We start from the raw sequence: 20562 nt of genomic DNA, 5'->3' as shown, positions 1-20562 counted from the left end.
CGTAGTATAACACCCATTTTTTAAGCCATGAGTATCTTTTTTATTAAATTATCCTTACAATTGGTTCTAAAAAAGGGGCTCCTAATGCAACTAGAGAAACCCCTTTTTTAAATCACCTGTAAAATTATGTTAGTCAAGGTTGTTGATAAACTGCTTGATAACCTCAACTGTCTTGTCCACACCTCTAAAATCATTCTGAATTGATAAATGATAATTGGTAACTACGCCCCACTTCTCGATAGCGTGGTAGTTGTAGTAGTTTGCCCTGCGCTTATCCATCCTGGTTATTGTCTCTTCTGCCTTATCCGGCTCGACTCCGTCTCTTTCGATTGCTCTCTTGATTCTAAACGGCATAGAAGACCAGATGAAAATATTAACTGTATCTTTTCTCTCTCTAAGTACATAGTCGGCACAGCGTCCCACTATGATACAAGGCCCTTCATCAGCCACCTTTCTTATAATATCAGACTGTGCTATGTATATCCTGTCGTCAAGAGATAGATGTGTGTAGCCCAAATCAGGACTTCCGTAAGCATTCATACCCATTGCTATGGAATAGAGGAGGCTGTTGGTAGCCTTCATCTCTACATTGTCAAAGGCTGCTTCTGCAAATCCGCTTTCCTTCGCCGCTTTGGCTATAAGAGCCCTGTCGTAAAACGGAATACCATACTCCTTAGCTAACTTCTCCGCAACTTCGCGTCCTCCGCTTGCATACTGTCTGCTTATAGTTATTACTTTGTTCATAACCTTCCTCCTTTTTGCGTTAGTTAACCTGCCTTTATTATTACCTACAGTATACTTCTTTTACGACTCTTTTACAATAAGCTTGTGCCAAACTTTTCTTTTAGCTTATCTTCAACCACCTTAGGTACCCAGTTAGATACATCCTTCCCAAAGGAAGCGATTTCTTTTACTATAGTAGAGCTTAAAAATGCATACTCAAGTGAGGTTATAAGAAAAAGCGTCTCAATCTCCTCACATATCTGTCTGTTTGTCTGTGCTATCTGCATTTCATTTTCATAATCTGTAACTGCCCTTAAGCCTCTTACTATTATTCTTGCATTATTTGCCTTTGCAAAGTCTACGGTGGTGCCCTCAAAAGTTTTTACAGTCACATTCGGTATATCTGCTACCGCCTTTTTAAGCATCTCAAATCTTTCTTCCATAGTAAAAAAAGGAGACTTTTTCTTGTTTACAAGCACCCCTATAATGACCTCATCAACTATAGCCGCTGCCCTGGTGATTACATCTATATGCCCGTTTGTTACCGGGTCAAAACTGCCGGGATAAACCGCCTTTACCATATTGTCCTCCTCTAAAATAAGAATACAGTTCACACCGCACAAATCAGATGCGTGATAAACTTTTTACCGTAATCTTTCATCGAATTCTATACTTCCTACACTCGTATCATAAATAAAAAAAACCGTTACAATAAAGATAACCTAAGTTAACCCTTATTGCAACAGTTTTTGATTAGTGCGGATGATGAGATTTGAACTCACACAAGATTGCTCTCACTAGAACCTGAATCTAGCGCGTCTACCGTTCCGCCACATCCGCAGATAAACCGGTATGGGCAAAAAAATAGTGCGGAAGATGGGACTTGAACCCACACGACTGCAATAGCCACAAGATCCTTAGTCTTGCTTGTCTACCAATTTCAACACTTCCGCATTTCTTTATTCAATTTTCTCAATCGAACGAAAGCTAGTATAACATGTTTTTAAGTATATTGCAAGAGGTTTTTAAAATTTTTATTTTCCCCCTCTCTCATACAAGGCTAATAATATTATAAATATTTATAGCTATCATCACAGCCATAAGTCCTATAAAGAGCTTGTCTACGGTCTTATCTGCAATCTTCTTATTCACTATTCTTCCTACAACTCCGCCAAGGATGCCGCCAGCCACCATAACAACCAATACCTTTACAGGAAATTCCGGTACTGTATTGGTAATGATAGATGTAGCGAGGCTTGCTATCTGGGATATGAAGATGATGTAAAGAGAGGTAATTACAGCCTCCTTTGTAGTCATGGAAAAGAGGTAAAATAAAACCACCAGATTGATAGGCCCACCGCCAATGCCAAGGAAGGATGACATGATACCAAGGAGTAAGCCCACAAGTATGAGGATAGGAAGACCTATTAGCTTCTTAGTAGTTATCCTATCCTTAAATACTGTGTAAACCAGAGTAAATACAGTTACTATGAGAAGGCAGGCAGCCTGTACCACTCCCACCTTGTTGGGGTTGTCGCTAAGGCTTTTTATAAATGAAAACAGCCATTTGCCTACTATTCCTCCTATAGCACCGCCCACACCCACAGGTAAAACCATCGCTATATCAACCTCTTTTTTACCACTAAGCTTAGATTTAATCACAGAGTAAGTTGACATAGACAAAACCGTACAACCTGATAAAAAGCTTATCTGACTCACATCAAGGAATTGAAGCGCATCAAGAAGAGGCTTAATAATAACACCTCCGCCTATTCCACAGATTGCCCCAACTATTGATGCCAAAAAACAAACTACAAAAAACAAAATTTCCATTGCTATTTTCCCCAATTATTCTACACTTGTATTATAAAACCGCTGCCACTTAAAAAGATGATAAATCCTCTGAAAATATGCCACAATCAGATTTTATACTTCAAACACTTATATTATTAAAACAGATGCCCTATCTTAAGCTCCTCAATAAGGCTTACCACTTCCTTGCTTCTGGCACAGCCAAACTTCCTAAGCAGGCTTTTAATCTGCGTCTTAACTGTACTGTTTTCAACCTTTCTTATATCAGCAATCTCAGAGACCTTACACCCTTGAAGCAATAGCTTAACCAATTCCCTTTCAGCTCCTGTAAGGTTTGATATACAGTGGATAAAAAAGAGCAGGCTTCTCTCGCTTTTTTGAAGCCTCTCATATTCCTGCATGACAGTATCCCTAACCCTGCTTTGCATAATAGGGTTGCCCTCGTAGGCACTTCTTATATGGGTTAAAAGGACCTCATCTTCAAGTCCCTTTACAACATAGTCAACTGCTCCTGCCCCCATAGCCGTAAGTATCATTTCCTTGGTTTCGTGCGCTGTAAGAAAGATAATCATCGAGTCGGGATTGTCATCTCTGATGGCTTCAGCTGCAAGTATTCCGGCATTAGTCTGCTCCATTTCAATATCCATAAGCACAATATCATGGTCTGTATTTTCCGCAAGTTCAATGATTTCACTTCCACTTGCGGCAGTTCCCACCACTTCCATGTCTTCCTGTTTATTTATCAGCTCTGTCAAATCTTCTCTCAAATACACGAAATCATCCGCAATTAAAACTCTTATTTTTCTTTCCAATTCTTATTCACCTGTCAATCTATCATAGGCATCAAATACTTTTGACACCCACATCATTTGTACCTTGGCAGCATTATATAGAAGCTGCTTCCCCTTCCTTCCACACTTTCTATATTGATTTGGCCAAGGTGGCTTTTCACTATTTCCCTTACATAATAAAGCCCCATACCCCAGTTATAATTGGAATTCTTACTTGAGAAAAATGGATCAAAAGCCTTTTTCTTTAGCTTCTTGTTCATTCCCTTACCATAGTCTTTTATCTCAATCACACTGTAGAGCCTTTCATTGTAGCACTTAATCTCAATGTCCTTGGTTTTATCCGTTCCTGCCTCAAGCATTGATTCATAGCCGTTTGCAATTATATTGCAGACAGCCTCTGATAGATGGGACTTGTCCGCCAGTATCTGCATTTCTTCACTAAATGTCTCATCCACCTTTACATCCGGATATTTTTCATGAAACCTGCTAATAGCCGATTCTACCACTTCTTCCATGGAAACCGGTACCATGTATATTTCATTAGCCTTTACATGTCTGTACAGCTCTTCCATTCTGTTTAACATATTGGTATTAGCATTTTCAAGGGCAGATATATACTCCTTTAATTTTACCATGTCTGGGGGCTCATGTTCAAACAAATTCGATATTCTTTTATATATTACCTTGTTTGAGAGAATCTGGTTCTTCATACTGTGCACAAACATGGAAGCACCGATTCTTGCAGTGTCAAACTTCCTCCTTATGATAGCATCGTCTTTACTCTCGGTATAGTTGTCACTGGTGAAGCTAAATAGGCTGTAAAAGCCCATTACACAGCACACCACACTTACCGTAATAAGTGTAATATAGCTAATAAGCGTAGGGTTGCCCTGGAGATATCCTATTCCCTTGTTCCAGGCAAAGGGAGAGCTGTAAAACTTGTATACCTGACCGGGATCCTGCCTACAATAGAGCAAATAGATACCTGTAAGAGCAAGGAGGCTTATAATAATCTTCCTAAACTGTACCTTGCAAAGCTTTATCGTTATAGAAGCATACTCTACCATAAGCAAAACTGTGGCTATGATGAGATAGGCTACTATCCATATCATGCTCCCCTCAGCTATATATATCTGCCAGCTTTCTCTTGTATCTACCAGTTTGTGGTAGATACTTGGATAATATAAAACAGTTGTTAGTACCGGCAGAATCAGGGTAATTGTCTTCAGCCTGTTATTTCGTCTTATTGCTTCAATCATAGAGTAGCTTAGGGCAAGGTTTAGCAAAAAATAAGGAAAGAAAAGACGTCCCAATGTAATCAGAAATCCCAGCTGCCCGAGGCTGATGTATAAATATCTGAATTTATCCCTTAGGGCATCGGTAAAATAGAAAAACTGCATTACATTGTAGGATATACCGCCCTTTTTGGCTATGTATATCATAACTCCGGCTATTTCCATCATCAGGCAGATGCATAGTCCTAAAAGTAATAGCATCTCCCTGTTCTTTTTTAGAAATACCATGATTACAGTTGATATAACCAAAAAAATAGTCAGTATAATAAGCATCTTTCTCTCCTAATCCAAATCCCGTTCTTACTTTCTCTCCTGCTTCTTTCCCATAACAAAGACCTCTGATATCTTGGCATCTTCATCAAGTAAAACCAGGTCAGCATCCTTTCCGTCAGCTATAGAGCCTTTTCTGTCATATATGCCTACAAGCTTTGCAGGATTTTCCGTAAGTATAGGTAAAATCTCTTCAAGAGGCCTGCCTGTAAATTTAAGTAAATTGAGAAGGGCTACATTCTGAGTAAGCGTACTTCCTGCCCTTACTCCATTCTCAGCAAGCTTTGCATCTCCGTCTTCCACAACCACATCATTTACACCTAACTTATACTTTCCATCAGGCAGACCTGCTGCCATAATTGAGTCTGTAACTGCTACCACCCTGTCAAGCCCCTTAACCTTGATAAGAAGCCTTACTACTCCAGGATGAAGGTGTCTGCCATCACAAATGGCCTCACAGTATACATCCGTCTCAAGTACAGCTCCCATGATGCTTGGAAAATGCTGATGTAAAAGCTTCATGGCATTAAAGGTATGGGTGCAGGCAGTGGCTCCATTTTCAATAGCCTTCATCGTTGTTTCATAGTCTGCACCTGAGTGTCCCAAGGAAACAGCTATACCTAGCTTTGTTATCTCTCTTACTCCACCCGCTATTCCGTCAACCTCAGGGGCAACTGTTAGATAGCGGACATTTCCTCCTGATTTCTCCTGATATTCCCTAAGTAAATCTATGTCAAACTTTCTAAGGAGGTACTCGGGCATGGCTCCCTTGTACTCTTTTGCAAGAAACGGTCCTTCAAGATGGATTCCTACCAAATTTGAACCACTTCTTTCTGATTTTTGGTATTCATTAAACTGCTCTATGCACCACTCTGTCTGTTCTTTAGTGTCTGTAAGTATAGAGCAAAGCCAGGAAGTAGTGCCGTTTGAAGCAAAAAACTCTCCTATTTTTTCAAGTTCATCTGCTGTAGCAGAGTTTACATCAACTCCCACTCCTCCATGAGTATGAATGTCTATGAAGCCGGGTACAAGCTTTTTCCCTTCACCGTTTACTTCAACTGCATCACTTGGAAGGGCGTAATCCTCCTCATGTATCTTTATTTTAGAACCTTCTATCTCTATAGTTTTCCTTGTAAATGCCTTGTCAATATATACTTCTGCTCCTTTAATAAATGTATTTCTCATATCTTCTCCTATTTTATCTCCGCTACCAACCTCGGAAATTTGATATTTATATCATTGTGTGACTGTAATAGGCTCACTGGGAACTCTGTAGTCATCTCTCCATAGGCAGCCCTTCTTACCACCGCTCTGTGCCAGTCTCTAAAGCAGCCAAGCCTTATTTTCTTAGACTCTGATATTTCCTTAAAGCCAATGGTTATACAGTACTTTGGCATATCTTCAATAGCGCCGTTTAGAGCACCTACTGCATTAATTGCCCTGGTTTCAGGCTTTATCTCAAGCACTCTTGTCTGAAGACTTCTAAATCCCTCTTCACTAAAACTCTCCTCTGGCTCATTAAATGCCACATGACCATTGATACCAATTCCTCCAAAGCAGATATCCACACCGCCAAGCTCAGCAATGAGCTCAGGGATATAATTAAGCCTTCTTGGATCTGGAAATACTCTCTGGTTTTCAGGCATTACTAAGTCTTTATCTATTCTATCATATACTTCGCTGTACATAAATCCCCTAAAGCTAAGAGGATCCTCCTTACCTATCCATTCCTTTTCATCTGTAAGGTATTCGTCCATATTTATGAACCATACATTTTTAAGGCTTATCTTTCCTATATTCACTGCCTCTACAAAGTATTTATACTGTCCGACAGGACCCACAGGGCAGATAAATACAGTATTTTCTCCCGTTTCATTGTTTTTTTCTATCTCAGCCACCATTTCCTCAGCCATTGACTGAAATACCTTCTCACCGTCCTCCATAGGAATAAGCTCTATCTTGGGATTCTTAAGCAGCTCTTCCTTTGAATAATTATAGTAGTCGTGTCTCATATTCCCTCCTTTAAACCTGATAAAGCTGTCAGAAGCAAGCATCCTCCCGCTTCCGACAGCCATATAATATAGCGTTTACTTACCTGCTTCAATCATTACATCAAATAATACATAGTCTTTAACTGCAGGATCTCCTTCTACTGCACCTGCCGCAATAAAGTCCTTTTTCTGAAGTTCATAGTACTTCTCAACAGTTCCATCCGCTGCACCTGCTGCCACCTCTTTGCCTGTAAGCCAGTCAGCATCGCCTCTTTGAGCATATACTGTATCCTTATCACTTGCAATACGCTTGGCTATAAGCTCTGCTGTCTCTTCCTGATGGTCTTTTGCCGCATAATCCATAGCCTTAAATAATGCCCTTGTAAATCTAACAAGTACATCCTTCTTCTCTTTAGCAAAGTTAGGCATTACAATCCAGCTTGCAAGTGAAACTGTAGTATCCTTAAAGGTGAGGTTGTCTGATAGCTTCGTTGCATCCTTCATCTCATCAAATATCTTAAGTGTATTTGGAGACCAGGTTGCACAGGCATCTACACCACCTGAAAGCATAGCTGTTACTATTGCTGACGCATCCATATCTACTGCCTCTACATCTGCAAGCTTCATTCCTTCTTTAGCAAGAGTCTTAAGTAAGATATCCTCGCTTGAAGTCCCTGAGGAATAAGCAACCTTCTTTCCCTTAAGGTCTGCTATCTTCTTGATATCCTTTCCGCCGATAACAGCGTCACCGTTTGAAATGTGTGAAAGTGCAAATATTGAAGCCTTTCCGTTGATACAAAGCTTATGAGCACCCTGTCCAATGTATCCGATATCAATGCTTCCAGATTCCATAGCCGCTATAATTGTAGGTCCATCCTGGAACTCAGTCAGGTTAACTGTAATTCCCTCTTCCTCCAGATAGCCCTGTGCAATGGCATTTTCAATTGCCCAGAGGCTTCCATAGTTAGGCATATACGCCACATTGAGGGTAACTGCCTCAGGCTTTGTGCTTGCAGGAGTTTCGCTCTTAGTCTCTGACTTGGTTGAAGCTGTGCTTGCAGCCTGTGAGGTACTTGCTGTGCTTGCCTTTGTGTCTGATGTAGTCTTTGTGGTATTGCCTCCACAACCTACTAAGGCACTCGCAAGAAGTGTAGCACAAAGTGCCAGTCCCATTATTCTTTTCTTCATATCTTTCTCCTCCTTATATTGTAAATATCCTGCACGCAGGTTTTACTTCTTTACTTCCAGATATTCCTTGTATACCTGGCTCCAAATATGGTTCTTAAGTTCCAAAAATCTAGGTGACATCTTGGTTTCCTGATCCCTTGGATAAGGAATGTCTATCTCAACTATCTCCTTGATTCTTCCCGGTCTTGCACTCATTATGATAACCCTTTGAGCAAGGATGATAGCTTCATCTACGTCATGTGTGATAAAAAAACAGGTCTTTCTCTCCTTCTCCCAGGTCTCCAAAAGCTCCTGCTGAAGCTGGGTTCTGGTCTGTGCATCAAGGGCTCCAAAAGGCTCATCCATAAGCAAAATAGACGGATTCACCGCATAGGCTCTGGCAATTGCAACTCTCTGCTTCATACCACCTGAAAGCTCCTTAGGATAATGGTCAGCAAACTCTTCCAGCTGGACCATTTTGATGTATTTCATGGCTCTCTCTTCAGCTTCTTTTCCCTTAATCCCCTCAAGTTCAAGTCCGAACATTACATTCTTTTTTACTGTAAGCCAAGGAAATAGGGCATATTGTTGAAATACAACTCCTCTTTCAGTACCTGTTCCCTTGACAAGCTTGCCGTCACAGTAGACCTCTCCTGAGGTAGGCTCTGACAGTCCTGCAATAATATTGAGCAAGGTAGACTTACCACAGCCTGATGGTCCTACAACACAGATGAATTCATTTTCCCTTATATCCAGGTCAACTCCGTTTAAGGCTACCATCTCACCGTTTCTTGTGTTAAATACCTTTCTTAGCTTGTTTATCTGAAGCTTTACATTCCCGCTTACACTTCTCTCTTCTCCTGCCATGATGTAAACCTCCTCTCTAAGAACTTAACCAGCTTTTCTACCAACATACCGATGATACCGATAATAATGATATACATAAGCATAGGTGCTGACTCAAAGCTGTTGTTTAGCGAGCGGATTCTCATACCCAGTCCTGCAACCGCTCCTGTTGATTCTGCCGCAATCAGCGTGGTTAGAGCTGTTGAGCTTCCAAGTCTTATGGCTGTTATTATAAAAGGCAGAGTCGCAGGGGCAATAACTCTAAAGAATATATCCTTGTCCGTTGCGCCAAGTACCCTGGCAGCCTTTATAAGGGTTTCATCCACATTTACAACACCCTGATATATAGTAACCGTCATTATAAGAAAGGTCGCAATAGTAATTACTATAATCTGAGGTCTCCTGCCTACCCCCGCTGAAATAACTACAAGAGGAACATAAGCAAGAGGTGGGATATTTCTGATAAACTGTATCCAAGGCTCTATAATATTTCTTACCGGTGCATACCAAGCCATAAGTATAGCGGTAGGTAAGGACAATACAAAGCCAAGCAAAAATCCCACACTTACCGATATCAAACTGCTACTAATGTCTGTAAAGAAAACTCCCCTGCCAATCATTGTTTTTACAGATTCTACAGTTAAGACTACATTTGGAAAACTTCTTGCAGTCTGTGGATTGATAGATAAGAGGTACCACACCACCATCGCTGCCAAAAAAGAAAACAATAGCCATAACTGTTTAGGGATTACAGAGAGTTTACTTTTTTTCTTCATGTAACCATCTCCCTTCATCAAGTTAAGGCTATTGTACCACTGTGCTTGTCTGATTATAAGTATGATTTTTTATCATCCTTTTTCTTTCTACACCTTTATCTGTAAACAATTCTCCTTTATCTTCATTTTTCTGAAATATTCATTTTCCTTGGGTATCCATTCATTTATAAATCTTTGAAGCATTACCTCCCCATTTCTCTTTCTAATCCTTTCAATCTGTAGCTCATAATCAGCCTCTACGAATATTTGCAGCTTGTAGGGAGAGTTAAAATAGGGATGACAGGAATAGGAGCCTTCTATGATGTTAAACCTCTTAAATTCGAGAGTTTTCCTGTATTCTAAAACGAAATCAGGGTGAATGCAGGCATACACCCCTACTGCTTCACCCTTTTTAAGAGGCTCAATCACCTCTTTTTTAAATCTTTCATAGTCTACATTACCGCCTGTTTCTCTTAGCCTCTCCTTTGTCCTTTGGAAGCTTTGCAGATAATAGTCATCCATATGAAACACATTGCCTCCAAGGTCGCTTTGTAGCCTTGCCGCAAGCGTTGTCTTGCCTGCGGCACAATTACCGTCAATCGCAATTAAAACAGAGCTTTCATCTTCATCCTGCATATATTTTTCTACAAGATTCTTAATTTCATCATAAGAATATTTCATTTCATACCTATATAGTTTCTACTGATGCAGCCCTGTGCTTTGCAAGATAATACATAAGCGCAGGGATGATGATTAACTGTCCTACTATTCCCGGTACCGCATTTGTAAATGCTCCTGCAATGAACATTTGGAGTGTAAGTGTCTTGCCCATCATTCTAAAGAGGATGAAGGTTACAACTCCCCATACTGCCCTTCCTGATAACATTGATATAATCAGGGCAGGGTAAACCGAACCTTTGCTCTTTTGAATAACCACATATACAAGTCCTGCAACTGCCCCATAAGCAGCAAGTTCAAAGGCCATAGCTGTCGCAATCGGAAAAAGAGGAGGCATGCCGAAGATAAAGCTTCTTAACAGTGGTGTTATCACTCCTGCCAGAGCACCATAGCCCGCCCCACAGATAAGACCGCAGATAATAATAGGGAAATGCATTGGAAGCAGCATATTGCCTATCATTGGTACATTGGCGGTTATCATAGGCAAGGTCAGTCCAAGTGCTATAAATAATGCTGTTAAAACTACTTTTTTGTTCTTAATCATCTTTTTACCTCTTTTACTTTTTTAGTTGACTCCCTCACAATTAGCTTGAAGGGAATCATCATTATTACATTAATGTCATTTCCATTAAGTATCCTGTCCACTATGAACTTAGCCGCCTTTTTACCGAGCTGTTCTTTCGGTATGCTTACTGTAGTGAGCATTGGGGTTGAAAAGCCTGCCATCGCAATATCATCAATCCCTATAACCGATATGTCTTTTGGCACCTTGATTCCTTCTTCAATCAGAGCCTTCAGCGCACCTAGCGCTGCCAGGTCATTACCACAAAACATTCCTTCGGGAAGCTCCCCCTTCTTTAAGAAGTGCTTCATCTTATCGTAGGCAGCCTGAAGTCTAAAAGGTGATTCTATAGTATAGTCAGCAGGCTCCTTTGCCAGTCCATGCTGCCTCATAAAGTCCTTAAATGCCTTATACCTTGCTTCACTTTTTGTCTCACCAAGATAAAATATTTTTCTTATCCCTGCCTTTTGTAAGTGCTTCAATGCAGCCATTCCCGCTTCATAGCCGTCACAGATAACCTGGTCTATGTCTCCATCTATCTTGTTAAGTCCTACATAGACTACATATTTGTTGTACTTACATACTAACTCAATTATCTTCTTATCAGGTCTTCCAAGTATGATAACTCCATCCACCCTCTCAGTCTTAAGAAAGGTCTCAAGTACCACCTGTGGTAGTCCCTTATTGTAAATGGAATACTTCATAATGAAGCCCTGTCTTAGAAGTTCAGTCTCAAGTGCCCTGGATATTTCCGAAAAAAACGGATCACTTTGGTCTGTGTCAGCCCTTGCAAATACACAGGCTATCGTTCTAAGACTATCCCTATCTGTCTCTCTGCTCCTCTTTAGAAGCTGAGCTGCGGTATTGGGAACATAGTTTAACTCTTTGGCAGTCCTCCAGATTTCATCCTGAAGCTTTTTGTTCGCTGCCTTTATCGAATTGCCATTTATTACTCTTGAAACGGTTGATACTGATATTCCAAGCTTGTCAGCTATATCTTTAAGGGTTGTATTCTTTTCCATGCTTTTCCCCTTTGCCTTATAAGGTAAGGATATTGTACCATAAATTTAGGCAAATTAATACACAAATTTAGGCAAACGATTGCATTAACTGAAGTAAAAAATCAGGATGTCAAAACTCACTTACATCCTGATTTCTAGCGTTCTTATCCCAATTTCTGTCAGATATACGTAATCAGCTTATTATTAAAAACAAGCGATATTCACATTTTGCCTATCAAAATAGAATAAATTCTTTTGCAAATTCGTAACGCAAAATTGTTATACCTCCGATACTTCAATCACAAATTATTTTAAATATCTATCAGCTACAGGCATCACATCGTCCTTCATCATAAGGTGGACTGCCGCAGTGGTAAAGGTTCTTGGGAGGGCAAGGATGTTAGGCTCCTTTGGAAGATATTTAAGTCTTGCATCCTTAAGTGCCTCTTCAAAAGTCTCCCTGGTTTTTAAGCCCATAGCCCTTGCATATCCCGGCTTCTCAGCTCCTACAAGGTAGATTGCTGATGTATGTTTTTCAGCCAAATGTCCACAGGATATCATGCTAAAGCCATGGAAAGGATGGAAAGCGTTTGCATATCGGTACTTTCTGATATATTCCTCATTTGTCGCAAAATACTCTCCATATCTGTTTAGGTCAACCAAGGTATTTCCCTCTTCCTTAAAAAGCTCGAAGAGTTCAGGAAGATAAGGCCAAAGCCTTTCGTTGAAATATCCGTTGCAGGTGCTGGAGCAGATGAAGACACAGTTATCACTCATTATCCTCTTGTGGCGGATAACCTGAGCAGAGAGCGCCTGCATAAGCATGATAGGATTGGTACCCATGCCGTCTCCGTAGTGGAAGAACTGTGGCATACCGAAGACTATTACATCGTATTTTTTCTCTGCAAATGGCACATAGGTTCTCTGATTTCCCATTACCCAGGCCTTTTCCTGAACTCCGTCAGCACTGCCTGAGTTTATCTCTATCTGCCTTGACTTGGTATCAAGGACAGCATCACAGCAGAAGAATTTCTTGCCCATGCATTTTTCCATATATGAGCCTATTTCATCAAACTTATGGCGCATAGCGGAGCTGTTGTTAACAGGCACAAAGTCTTCTCTGTGCATCACCTTTGGCACATGGTGGCTTGCTATTGAACGCCAATGTGTAATACCTGTTGCACAATGCTTGTATCCTCCTGAATATCCACCATAAGGGTTGCCCTGAGTATGGCCTATAAGCACTGCAAAGTCAGCATCGTAGACATATTTGTTCATAATGACAGGGTCGCCCTGAGGAGTCTTGCCAAGGTCTACAAGATGCTCGTAGTCCTCACTGTCGTGGTTTATTATCTGGCCTGTATGAATGAATTCAAAGAAGAGCTCATCTCCTAATACCCCTCTTATTTCTTTTTCAGTATTTTTCCTATGAAGTCCGTTTGAGCAGATAAGGAGGATGTCCTCTTTCTTCACCCCTGCAGCGTAGAGCTCCTGTAAGATTAGCTTTATGGAGATTTTTCTGTGAGATGTAGGCTGCTCTCCACCCTTAACCCTGTCAGGGAAGATGATGGTAACCTTACTTCCTGCCTTAACCTGCTTGCTTATAGGTTCCATTCCTATAGGATTCCTGATAGAATACAGGGTCTTCTCCACAAGGAGCTCCTCCGGTATATGAGGTGGATCCGCAACTGTCTCCCCCGGTATAAATATATCAGTATTATCAGGCAATTCCGCCTTCATGAAACCATGTCCATACTCAAAATTTAAGTTCATGTTTACCTCCGAATATTTTGTTTATATAAGATCTTTTAACACTCCAAACTTTTATGTAACAGCAAACAAATATTTATCTGCTCTTATAAACACCATTCAAGCTTGTGATATAGGTATCAAAATTATAAGATTCTGTTCAAGTATGCCTGCACGAATATATGTTACTAGTATATTAAGCTAAATACAGCCTAATTATCTCCAAATATTCCTCAGGATAAAAACCTATATCCCCAGTAAATCTGGTTAGTGCTATGAGGCCTCCATCCACTCCTTCTATCTGTGAAATGGAAGCAGCATTATCACTCTTAAGGCCGCCTCCGTAAAGTACAGGTACATCAACAATTGACTTGATAAAATCAACCACTTCTTTTATTTCCTTAGCAGTTGCAGGAGTTTTACCCGGTCCTATCGCCCAAAGCGGCTCATAGGCAATTTTAACCTTTGATAAGTCAATTCCCCTTAAGCCCTCTTCTATCTGTAGTTTAAGAACTTCTTTCCAGGAAGTCTGCCTCTCCTCAAGGCTCTCTCCAATGCAGTATAAAGGAGTTATGCCTGACTCTATCGCAAGGGCAAGCTCTTTGTTTAATATCCTATTTACCAAAGCCTTGTCCTCAGTCCCCGCCATTGATAAGAGATTGTTCTTATCTTTTCTCTCTTCAAAATGGCCTATAATCACATCCTTTATCCCTATCTGCTTCATTGCCGCAGCTACCCTGTGAGTTGTAAATGCTCCAAAGTTGCCTCCCTTGCTCACATTTTCATAGAAGATACCCTGACAGCCGACAGATATAGTTTCATCAGCAGCTTCTAATGCATTAAATAAATGAAGCTCAGGGAGATACATTACAAATTCGACATCTGACTTAGCCTTAATCTCCTTTAATGGCTCTGTTATCTTTTTGATGATGTTAACAGACCAGTTTTTAAGGTCTAAGTCCCCATTAACACCGCCAAATTCTCTCAGTACGTCAAATCTTTTTAAGTTAAGATATAAATACTTTTTCATCCTTCCTCCTTACTTTCTACTCTTGTAGTAATCAGCCATTTCATCAAGTGTATGAGGCAATACAAGGGGCATTTTACCAACGCTGCCAAACTTTACAATCAGAGTTCCGACAGTTTCCTTGACTGCGAGCTCTACTTCTCTTACTATCTCAGCCACGCCTTCATTTGGAATATGCCCGTACATAAGTGTATCCATTATAGGGTGTAAGTAGGCTCTAGGGTCTGATACCTTAGGGTTTGCTTCAAGGAGTTTAAATATCTCATCACAAAACTGCACATTTTTAAGCTCAGGCTTGTTCTTAAACAACTCCCTCATATTCCTTGTGGTAGCAAGCCTAATATCTGTATCTACATTCACCTTGTTAATGCCGCTTCTTGTTACCTCAACAAGCTGATTTACATCTATTCCGTAGGCATTGGTAATGTCGCCGCCAAGCTCGTTTATCTCCTTAACTATGTACTGAGGAACAGTTGAGGAGCCGTGGCTTACAAGGAAGCCGTCAACTCCCTCGTGCCTCATTATCTCCTTTATAGCGATTGCAATCTCCTTCCTAATCACGGCATTCTTACCCTTGTTAGGGCCATGCATGGTTCCATAGCTAATAGCGAGGGCATCCACCCCTGTCTTCTTAAAGAAGTCCAAAGCCTGCAAAGGATTGGTATAGCTGCTCTTTTCGCTGAATACATCATCCTCTACCCCTGCAAGTACTCCAAGCTCGCCTTCAACAGACACTCCTCTTTCGTGGGCATACTTTACCACCTCTCTGGTAAGTTCCACATTTTTCTCATAAGGGAGACTGCTGCCATCTATCATAACACTTGTGTAGCCACCGTCTATGGCAGCCTTGCAGGCATCAAAGTCATTGCCGTGATCAAGGTGAAGTACTACTGGTACCTTGCTGTTTTCAGCGTATTTTCTAACCGCATCCCCTATGTTCTTAGCACCTTTTTTCTTATCTTCAAGCGTACATTTAGTAAAATCAATACAGCCACCCATAAAGCCATTGGCAAGGTTTGCTCCCTGAATAATGGCAGGACTTCTAAGCTCTTCGTGTATCTCGACAAGAGCCTTTATCTGTGCTACGGAATTGGCATTAAATGCACCCTGTCCGTATAAATTGTCATCTGCTGCCTTTAGTACATCCCTCATATTTACTAACATATTCTCACCTCATTATTTCATTTCTTTATTAATTTAAAACTTTATATATACCGTTAAAATGTACTTTATTAGTTACTTCTTTGACTACTTTTCCAATTCTTTTTTTCATATCTTTCAGTATAGCATTTTATATTTGCACTCTTACGTAATCTCAACTTGCTCTGCTATCATATATTTACACATTATGAACTACTTAAAACTCACCATTTCATTCCCTATTTCCCCGACCAAAGGCTCACACCACTTTATAAAATCCTCGGTCACTCCGTTTTTAGATTCATTTATAAAATTCTCGGGAAGCTTCTTTTCAAACATCATTACATCTTTTATATCTACTGCTGTAGTATGAACTCCGTACTCATTTCCTTCATTTCTTGATAAGGCTATCATCTTGCCGCTTTCTCCGTTAAGTACAGCCTTTACAGCTTCACTGCCTACAAGTATGGCTTCTTCGACATCTATCTCACTTTGCAAGGTAATTGACGCCCTGCCAAGAAGCCCCGGTTTCTCACCTCTTGCCTTGTAGCCAAGCTCCTTAATCACAAGATTTGCAAGGTGTGAGCTTATGTCTCCGAAGTAAGTCGCCCTGCCAACCTGAAATATAGGTTTAACTATAGGTTTTCCCGCTTTATCGCTAAGTCCTTCACTGACAACAACCACTATACCCTTCTTGGTTTTAAGCTTCTCTCGCACATCTTCAAGAAATCTTTCTTCTGAAAATGGAACTTCAGGCAAATATATCAAGTCTGGTGCATATCTACCTTCTCTATCAGCAAGAGCACTTGCTGCGGTTATCCATCCTGCATTCCTGCCGGATGCTTCAACTACCACCACATGGATAGGCAGGCTTTCTACATCGAAGCATAGTTCCCTTACGCTTGTTGCTATGTATCTGGCTGCACTTCCAAAGCCCGGACTATGGTCTGTAATTGCAAGGTCATTGTCCATAGTCTTTGGTATGCCCATCACAAATATATCCTTTCCCATCTCCCTACAAGTCTCACAAAGTTTGCCACAGGTATCCATGGTGCCGTTTCCACCGTTAAAGAGCACATACTTTATGCCGTATTTGACAAGGATATCCACCATCTTTTCATAATCCTCTTTTTTAAGAGGATCTCTAGATGTCCCGATAGCTGTGCCCGGAGTCTGTTTGAGTAGTTCAAGCTTTTCATCAGCTACATCGCTAAGGTCTATCAGTTCTTCTTTTAAGAGTCCGCCTGTACCGTTTTTTGCAGCATAGATTTTACCTACTCTCTCATCCTTCTTTGCAAATTTTAAGACCCCATAGAGGGAGGAATTTATCACCGCAGTCGGCCCTCCTCCATGTATAACTATTAGATTATCTGCCATAAGTTTCTCCTGTTTTTATATAAATATACAAATGACCCAGCTACAAATATTTTTGCAAGATTCCTAAAAATCAAAGCTATAATAGTCCTTTAAAAGAACAATTTTAAGTAACTTTACTATTATAATAGCATCTACGCAAACATTTTCCATAAAAATTTATGCAATCGTTATCATAGAATTTCAAATGCTTGCAGAACTCATGTCTCAGATATAATAATAGCTAATATATTATCCAGTTATTGACATTTAAGCCTAATTCGGATAATATATTAGCTATGATTAATTTAACACAGAAAACTCCTCCTGAGATTGCAAACAATATAGCACATAACCTCATCAGTATACGAAAGAGACGAAAACTCTCACAGGCAAAGCTTGCAACAAAGTCAGGCGTAAGTCTTGGCTCTCTTAAGCGGTTTGAACATACAGGCGAAATTTCGCTAACATCACTTATAAAACTTTCCATAGCTCTTGAAGTGGAGGAAGAGCTTAATAATTTGTTTAGCGAAGTACCATATAAATCAATTCAGGAGTTAATAGATGAAAATACAAAGCTTGAAGGTAAACTACGGCGATAGAGAGGTTGGAACACTCGCCCTGTACAAGGATTATTTTGCCGCCTTCCAATACTCTAAAGAATGGCTTGAGACAGGATTTTCAATAAGTCCATTTTCTCTCCCTCTAAAAGAAGACTTATTCATACCTAAGATAGAGCCTTTTGACGGGCTTTTCGGAGTATTTAATGACAGCCTTCCTGATGGCTGGGGAAGACTATTAGTTGACAGGCTTATGCTGAGAAATAAAATAACCCCTGCTAACCTCGGCAACCTTGAAAGGCTTTCTATTGTAGGCGATTCAGGTATGGGTGCATTAAGCTACAAGCCTGTTGCAGATATGGAAAATAATGTGATAAACCTTGATTTGGATGAGATTTGCATAGAATGCAACAATTTGTTGAATACTAAATATTCGTCTGAGCTGGATGAACTTTTTATTCTGGGAGGTTCTTCAGGAGGCGCCAGGCCAAAGATTCTTACTACTATAGAGGGTGTAGATTACATCATAAAATTTCATTCTAAAGAAGATAATAAAAATATAGGTAAACTTGAATATGATTACTCTCTTTGTGCGAAGGCGTGTGGTATAGAAATGCCTGAAACAAGGCTTTTTCCTTCAAGGCTATGCTCGGGGTATTTTGGAGTGGAAAGATTCGACAGGCTTCAAACTCCGCCATACAAAAGACATATGATATCTGTGTCCGGACTTCTTGAAACATCGCACAGACTGCCTAATTTGGATTATAACCTCCTTATGAGGCTTACATTGGAACTGACTAAGGATATAAGTGAATGTAAAAAGCTATACAGGCTTATGTGCTTCAATGTTTTTGCTCACAACAGGGACGATCACTCCAAGAATTTTTCGTATATTTACCTTGAAGACGAAAAACGCTGGATTCTTTCTCCCGCCTACGACCTAACCTATAGCAATTCACTTGGGGGTGAACACGCTACCACAGTAGACGGAGAAGGCGCTAACCCCGATATAACGCATCTTATAAATGTCGCTAAGAATATCGGAATCAGCACCGGTTATGCTAAGGTGACTGCTAATGAGATAAGGGAGGTCGTTAATGAGATGCTGGGGGAGTATTTATAGCTTCCCCTGGCATTTATTCTTACTTTATCACCTCAATCTTATTATCAACCAGCTCATAATTTCCACCTGACATATTTTTCCTTAAAAATGGTGTACCTTCCCTTACATAAAACTCATTTTCCGCAATATAGGCATCGGGATTGCCGGCAGGGCTTATGGTTCCGCCAAGATCGTCTACACTTATATTGTGCCTGAATATATTGTTCACTGCTTCCTCAAGGCAGAACATAACACAGCCGCCCTCATTCAGCCTGCTGTAGTTATACTCATAAACCGTTCCATCTCCCGAGTCAGCGTCATAGGCCATTCCGTCCTGATTTAACTTAGTGTCAGTCACCTCATTGTATCTAAATAAGGCATCCTTACACTTCCAAGGCCAGATGCCCGCCGCCACCTTGCCACTTCTCTTTTCAGGATATTTATAAGCTCTGTCATTCATCTCTGTGGCTACACTGTCCGCCGTATTATGCTCTATGCGAGGTCTTAGTGCATACATAACAGTGATGGCGTCACCACCTGCCTCAGATACATAATTATTCTTAATGACAACATTTTCGTGTCCGTATTTCCTAAACGCTTCTTCGTCAAGATAAGCTCCAAGGAATTTATCATGCTCATAGGTATAGCCCATAGCTATTCCCCACCTGCTTACCCTCCTCACTGTGCAGCCCTCTATCGCAAAGCCGTCATATCTTGCTACACCTGTAGTCTGCTCATCATCAGGTGTAAGTGCAGTCGCATATATCCCGCCATTGTTCATATGCTTGTCATAGACATTGCCCTCTACATCGTGAATATATAGGTTTTTAAGGGAAATATCATGGAGTGTTCCGCAGTTTTTCGCTATTACAGCTACCCCTGTCCTATTCATCTTATCCGCCTGATTGTAGGACTCTCCAAAGAAATTAACCGGCTTATTGCATATTTCAAGTCCCTCAACTTCAATATATTCGCAGTCATACAGTAAAACCGCAGAGGACACATAGCCCTTGAAAGTATGAGCCTTTGAGTCAAGCTCCCTTCCATAATCCTGATACCAGATGCCACAACCGCCGCATTTTATAATAGGCAGACTCCCTTCACTACCATACGAAGATACTAATATAGGGCTCTCTTTGCTTCCTCTGGCGCTTATATGGAGATACTGATGTTCAAATATCGAGTCTTTTTCAAGCAAAACCTTATCCCCAGCTTTAAGCTTAAGAGAATTTATCTTAAATAAGCTTCCAAATGCAGAACTCTCACTAAGTCCGTCATTTGCATCATTTCCATTAAAGCTGCTCACATAATAAGTTGACATTTTTCTCATACTCCAATTCTCTGATTTTCTTTTTTACTATAAGCCTGACCTCTTCAAATGCAAAGCTCTCGCCGTTAGCTCTTGTATATAAATCTCTGTTTTTCTCATAAAAATCTATTGCATCTTTTTCAGATATATCAGTATATTTATAGTTGATAACTGAGTCCTCACTTATAAAATCAAGCCTAAATCTTGTAAGCTCATATCTTAAATACGCCTGCCTGGAGTATGAACTTAGCCCATAGACTATTTTGTTTTCACCTAATGCAGCAGTGGTTTCTGCCTCCTTAGCAAGCCTTCTGCTTTCTACACCTTGTAAGCTATCATCCGTTATCAGACCCAGATTAACAGCGAATCTTAGCTCTGCCATTATCTTTTTTACTTCTTCTTCGTCTACTCCGAAGTCTCTAAAAGTCAAA

The 20562-nt window shown here is 40.4% G+C and carries 21 protein-coding genes and 2 tRNA genes; 2 read left to right on the top strand and 21 right to left on the bottom strand.

The window, feature by feature from the left end; translation table 11 throughout:
- Positions 1-129 precede the first annotated feature (129 nt).
- The 19 genes from ACO6HM_RS03915 to ACO6HM_RS03825 form a co-directional block, all read right to left on the bottom strand.
- Positions 130-744 carry a cytidylate kinase-like family protein gene (locus ACO6HM_RS03915; RefSeq protein WP_485389866.1) on the bottom strand — a complete coding sequence of 205 codons (615 nt, stop codon included), beginning with the start codon at positions 742-744 and terminating at the stop codon, positions 130-132.
- A 71-nt stretch (positions 745-815) separates the two neighbouring features.
- Positions 816-1304 carry a pantetheine-phosphate adenylyltransferase gene (coaD, locus tag ACO6HM_RS03910; protein WP_485389865.1) on the bottom strand — a complete coding sequence of 163 codons (489 nt, stop codon included), beginning with the start codon at positions 1302-1304 and terminating at the stop codon, positions 816-818.
- A 176-nt stretch (positions 1305-1480) separates the two neighbouring features.
- A tRNA-Leu gene (locus ACO6HM_RS03905) sits at positions 1481-1563 on the bottom strand.
- A gap of 28 nt (positions 1564-1591) precedes the next feature.
- Positions 1592-1676, bottom strand: a tRNA-Leu gene (locus ACO6HM_RS03900).
- Between the two features lie 97 nt (positions 1677-1773).
- On the bottom strand, positions 1774-2556 hold the full coding sequence (locus ACO6HM_RS03895) for a sulfite exporter TauE/SafE family protein (protein ID WP_485389864.1): 783 nt from the start codon (positions 2554-2556) through the stop codon (positions 1774-1776).
- 116 nt (positions 2557-2672) lie between these two features.
- Positions 2673-3347 carry a response regulator gene (locus ACO6HM_RS03890; protein ID WP_485389863.1) on the bottom strand — a complete coding sequence of 225 codons (675 nt, stop codon included), beginning with the start codon at positions 3345-3347 and terminating at the stop codon, positions 2673-2675.
- Between the two features lie 53 nt (positions 3348-3400).
- Positions 3401-4894, bottom strand: coding sequence for a sensor histidine kinase (locus ACO6HM_RS03885; protein ID WP_485389862.1), 1494 nt, complete (start codon positions 4892-4894; stop codon positions 3401-3403).
- Between the two features lie 27 nt (positions 4895-4921).
- Positions 4922-6076, bottom strand: a complete 1155-nt coding sequence (nagA, locus tag ACO6HM_RS03880; protein ID WP_485389861.1) for an N-acetylglucosamine-6-phosphate deacetylase — start codon at positions 6074-6076, stop codon at positions 4922-4924.
- A gap of 8 nt (positions 6077-6084) precedes the next feature.
- Positions 6085-6903 carry a sugar phosphate isomerase family gene (locus ACO6HM_RS03875; protein ID WP_485389860.1) on the bottom strand — a complete coding sequence of 273 codons (819 nt, stop codon included), beginning with the start codon at positions 6901-6903 and terminating at the stop codon, positions 6085-6087.
- A 75-nt stretch (positions 6904-6978) separates the two neighbouring features.
- Positions 6979-8070, bottom strand: a complete 1092-nt coding sequence (locus ACO6HM_RS03870) for an ABC transporter substrate-binding protein (protein WP_485389859.1) — start codon at positions 8068-8070, stop codon at positions 6979-6981.
- A gap of 42 nt (positions 8071-8112) precedes the next feature.
- Complete coding sequence (locus ACO6HM_RS03865) at positions 8113-8916, bottom strand: ABC transporter ATP-binding protein (protein ID WP_485389858.1); 804 nt, start codon at positions 8914-8916, stop codon at positions 8113-8115.
- Positions 8892-9671, bottom strand: coding sequence for an ABC transporter permease (locus tag ACO6HM_RS03860; protein ID WP_485389857.1), 780 nt, complete (start codon positions 9669-9671; stop codon positions 8892-8894). The genes ACO6HM_RS03865 and ACO6HM_RS03860 overlap by 25 nt, the downstream gene beginning before the upstream one ends.
- 87 nt (positions 9672-9758) lie before the next feature.
- Complete coding sequence (locus ACO6HM_RS03855) at positions 9759-10331, bottom strand: uridine kinase family protein (protein ID WP_485389856.1); 573 nt, start codon at positions 10329-10331, stop codon at positions 9759-9761.
- Positions 10332-10338: 7 nt separating this feature from the next.
- On the bottom strand, positions 10339-10872 hold the full coding sequence (locus ACO6HM_RS03850; RefSeq protein WP_485389855.1) for an ECF transporter S component: 534 nt from the start codon (positions 10870-10872) through the stop codon (positions 10339-10341).
- Positions 10869-11912: a LacI family DNA-binding transcriptional regulator gene (locus tag ACO6HM_RS03845; protein ID WP_485389854.1), complete on the bottom strand. Its 1044-nt coding sequence runs from the start codon at positions 11910-11912 to the stop codon at positions 10869-10871. Before ACO6HM_RS03845 ends, ACO6HM_RS03850 begins: the two co-directional genes overlap by 4 nt.
- 285 nt (positions 11913-12197) lie before the next feature.
- Positions 12198-13664: a lactate racemase domain-containing protein gene (locus ACO6HM_RS03840; protein WP_485389853.1), complete on the bottom strand. Its 1467-nt coding sequence runs from the start codon at positions 13662-13664 to the stop codon at positions 12198-12200.
- Between the two features lie 172 nt (positions 13665-13836).
- On the bottom strand, positions 13837-14670 hold the full coding sequence (locus tag ACO6HM_RS03835; protein ID WP_485389852.1) for a triose-phosphate isomerase family protein: 834 nt from the start codon (positions 14668-14670) through the stop codon (positions 13837-13839).
- Positions 14671-14679: 9 nt separating this feature from the next.
- On the bottom strand, positions 14680-15831 hold the full coding sequence (locus tag ACO6HM_RS03830) for a class II fructose-bisphosphate aldolase (RefSeq protein ID WP_485389851.1): 1152 nt from the start codon (positions 15829-15831) through the stop codon (positions 14680-14682).
- Positions 15832-16020: 189 nt separating this feature from the next.
- On the bottom strand, positions 16021-17184 hold the full coding sequence (locus tag ACO6HM_RS03825) for a diphosphate--fructose-6-phosphate 1-phosphotransferase (protein ID WP_485389850.1): 1164 nt from the start codon (positions 17182-17184) through the stop codon (positions 16021-16023).
- A gap of 275 nt (positions 17185-17459) precedes the next feature.
- On the opposite strand from ACO6HM_RS03825, the gene ACO6HM_RS03820 reads away from it, so the two are divergent.
- Both ACO6HM_RS03820 and ACO6HM_RS03815 read left to right on the top strand, forming a co-directional pair.
- Complete coding sequence (locus ACO6HM_RS03820) at positions 17460-17762, top strand: helix-turn-helix domain-containing protein (RefSeq protein WP_485389849.1); 303 nt, start codon at positions 17460-17462, stop codon at positions 17760-17762.
- A complete protein-coding gene (locus tag ACO6HM_RS03815; protein ID WP_485389848.1) occupies positions 17725-18843 on the top strand; it encodes a type II toxin-antitoxin system HipA family toxin in 1119 nt (372 codons plus the stop codon). Before ACO6HM_RS03820 ends, ACO6HM_RS03815 begins: the two co-directional genes overlap by 38 nt.
- Positions 18844-18862: 19 nt before the next feature.
- Here the strand turns inward: ACO6HM_RS03815 and ACO6HM_RS03810 are convergent, their stop codons facing one another.
- Positions 18863-20143 (bottom strand): right-handed parallel beta-helix repeat-containing protein, encoded by a 1281-nt coding sequence (locus tag ACO6HM_RS03810; RefSeq protein WP_485389847.1) that lies wholly within the window; start codon positions 20141-20143, stop codon positions 18863-18865.
- On the bottom strand, positions 20115-20561 hold the full coding sequence (locus ACO6HM_RS03805) for a hypothetical protein (RefSeq protein ID WP_485389846.1): 447 nt from the start codon (positions 20559-20561) through the stop codon (positions 20115-20117). The genes ACO6HM_RS03810 and ACO6HM_RS03805 overlap by 29 nt, the downstream gene beginning before the upstream one ends.
- Position 20562: the final 1 nt, after the last annotated feature.

Source organism: Catonella sp. (genome assembly GCF_057250765.1).
This window is presented reverse-complemented; position numbering and strand designations above follow the sequence as displayed.

Bases quoted from the DNA above. Each gene is read 5' to 3' on its own strand.
- ACO6HM_RS03915 (WP_485389866.1), bottom strand. From the start codon at position 744: ATGAACAAAGTAATAACTATAAGCAGACAGTATGCAAGCGGAGGACGC.
- coaD (WP_485389865.1), bottom strand. From the start codon at position 1,304: ATGGTAAAGGCGGTTTATCCCGGCAGTTTTGACCCGGTAACAAACGGG.
- ACO6HM_RS03895 (WP_485389864.1), bottom strand. From the start codon at position 2,556: ATGGAAATTTTGTTTTTTGTAGTTTGTTTTTTGGCATCAATAGTTGGG.
- ACO6HM_RS03885 (WP_485389862.1), bottom strand. From the start codon at position 4,894: ATGCTTATTATACTGACTATTTTTTTGGTTATATCAACTGTAATCATG.
- nagA (WP_485389861.1), bottom strand. From the start codon at position 6,076: ATGAGAAATACATTTATTAAAGGAGCAGAAGTATATATTGACAAGGCA.
- ACO6HM_RS03875 (WP_485389860.1), bottom strand. From the start codon at position 6,903: ATGAGACACGACTACTATAATTATTCAAAGGAAGAGCTGCTTAAGAAT.
- ACO6HM_RS03870 (WP_485389859.1), bottom strand. From the start codon at position 8,070: ATGAAGAAAAGAATAATGGGACTGGCACTTTGTGCTACACTTCTTGCG.
- ACO6HM_RS03865 (WP_485389858.1), bottom strand. From the start codon at position 8,916: ATGGCAGGAGAAGAGAGAAGTGTAAGCGGGAATGTAAAGCTTCAGATA.
- ACO6HM_RS03860 (WP_485389857.1), bottom strand. From the start codon at position 9,671: ATGAAGAAAAAAAGTAAACTCTCTGTAATCCCTAAACAGTTATGGCTA.
- ACO6HM_RS03855 (WP_485389856.1), bottom strand. From the start codon at position 10,331: ATGAAATATTCTTATGATGAAATTAAGAATCTTGTAGAAAAATATATG.
- ACO6HM_RS03850 (WP_485389855.1), bottom strand. From the start codon at position 10,872: ATGATTAAGAACAAAAAAGTAGTTTTAACAGCATTATTTATAGCACTT.
- ACO6HM_RS03845 (WP_485389854.1), bottom strand. From the start codon at position 11,912: ATGGAAAAGAATACAACCCTTAAAGATATAGCTGACAAGCTTGGAATA.
- ACO6HM_RS03840 (WP_485389853.1), bottom strand. From the start codon at position 13,664: ATGAACTTAAATTTTGAGTATGGACATGGTTTCATGAAGGCGGAATTG.
- ACO6HM_RS03835 (WP_485389852.1), bottom strand. From the start codon at position 14,670: ATGAAAAAGTATTTATATCTTAACTTAAAAAGATTTGACGTACTGAGA.
- ACO6HM_RS03830 (WP_485389851.1), bottom strand. From the start codon at position 15,831: ATGTTAGTAAATATGAGGGATGTACTAAAGGCAGCAGATGACAATTTA.
- ACO6HM_RS03825 (WP_485389850.1), bottom strand. From the start codon at position 17,184: ATGGCAGATAATCTAATAGTTATACATGGAGGAGGGCCGACTGCGGTG.
- ACO6HM_RS03820 (WP_485389849.1), top strand. From the start codon at position 17,460: ATGATTAATTTAACACAGAAAACTCCTCCTGAGATTGCAAACAATATA.
- ACO6HM_RS03815 (WP_485389848.1), top strand. From the start codon at position 17,725: ATGAAAATACAAAGCTTGAAGGTAAACTACGGCGATAGAGAGGTTGGA.
- ACO6HM_RS03810 (WP_485389847.1), bottom strand. From the start codon at position 20,143: ATGTCAACTTATTATGTGAGCAGCTTTAATGGAAATGATGCAAATGAC.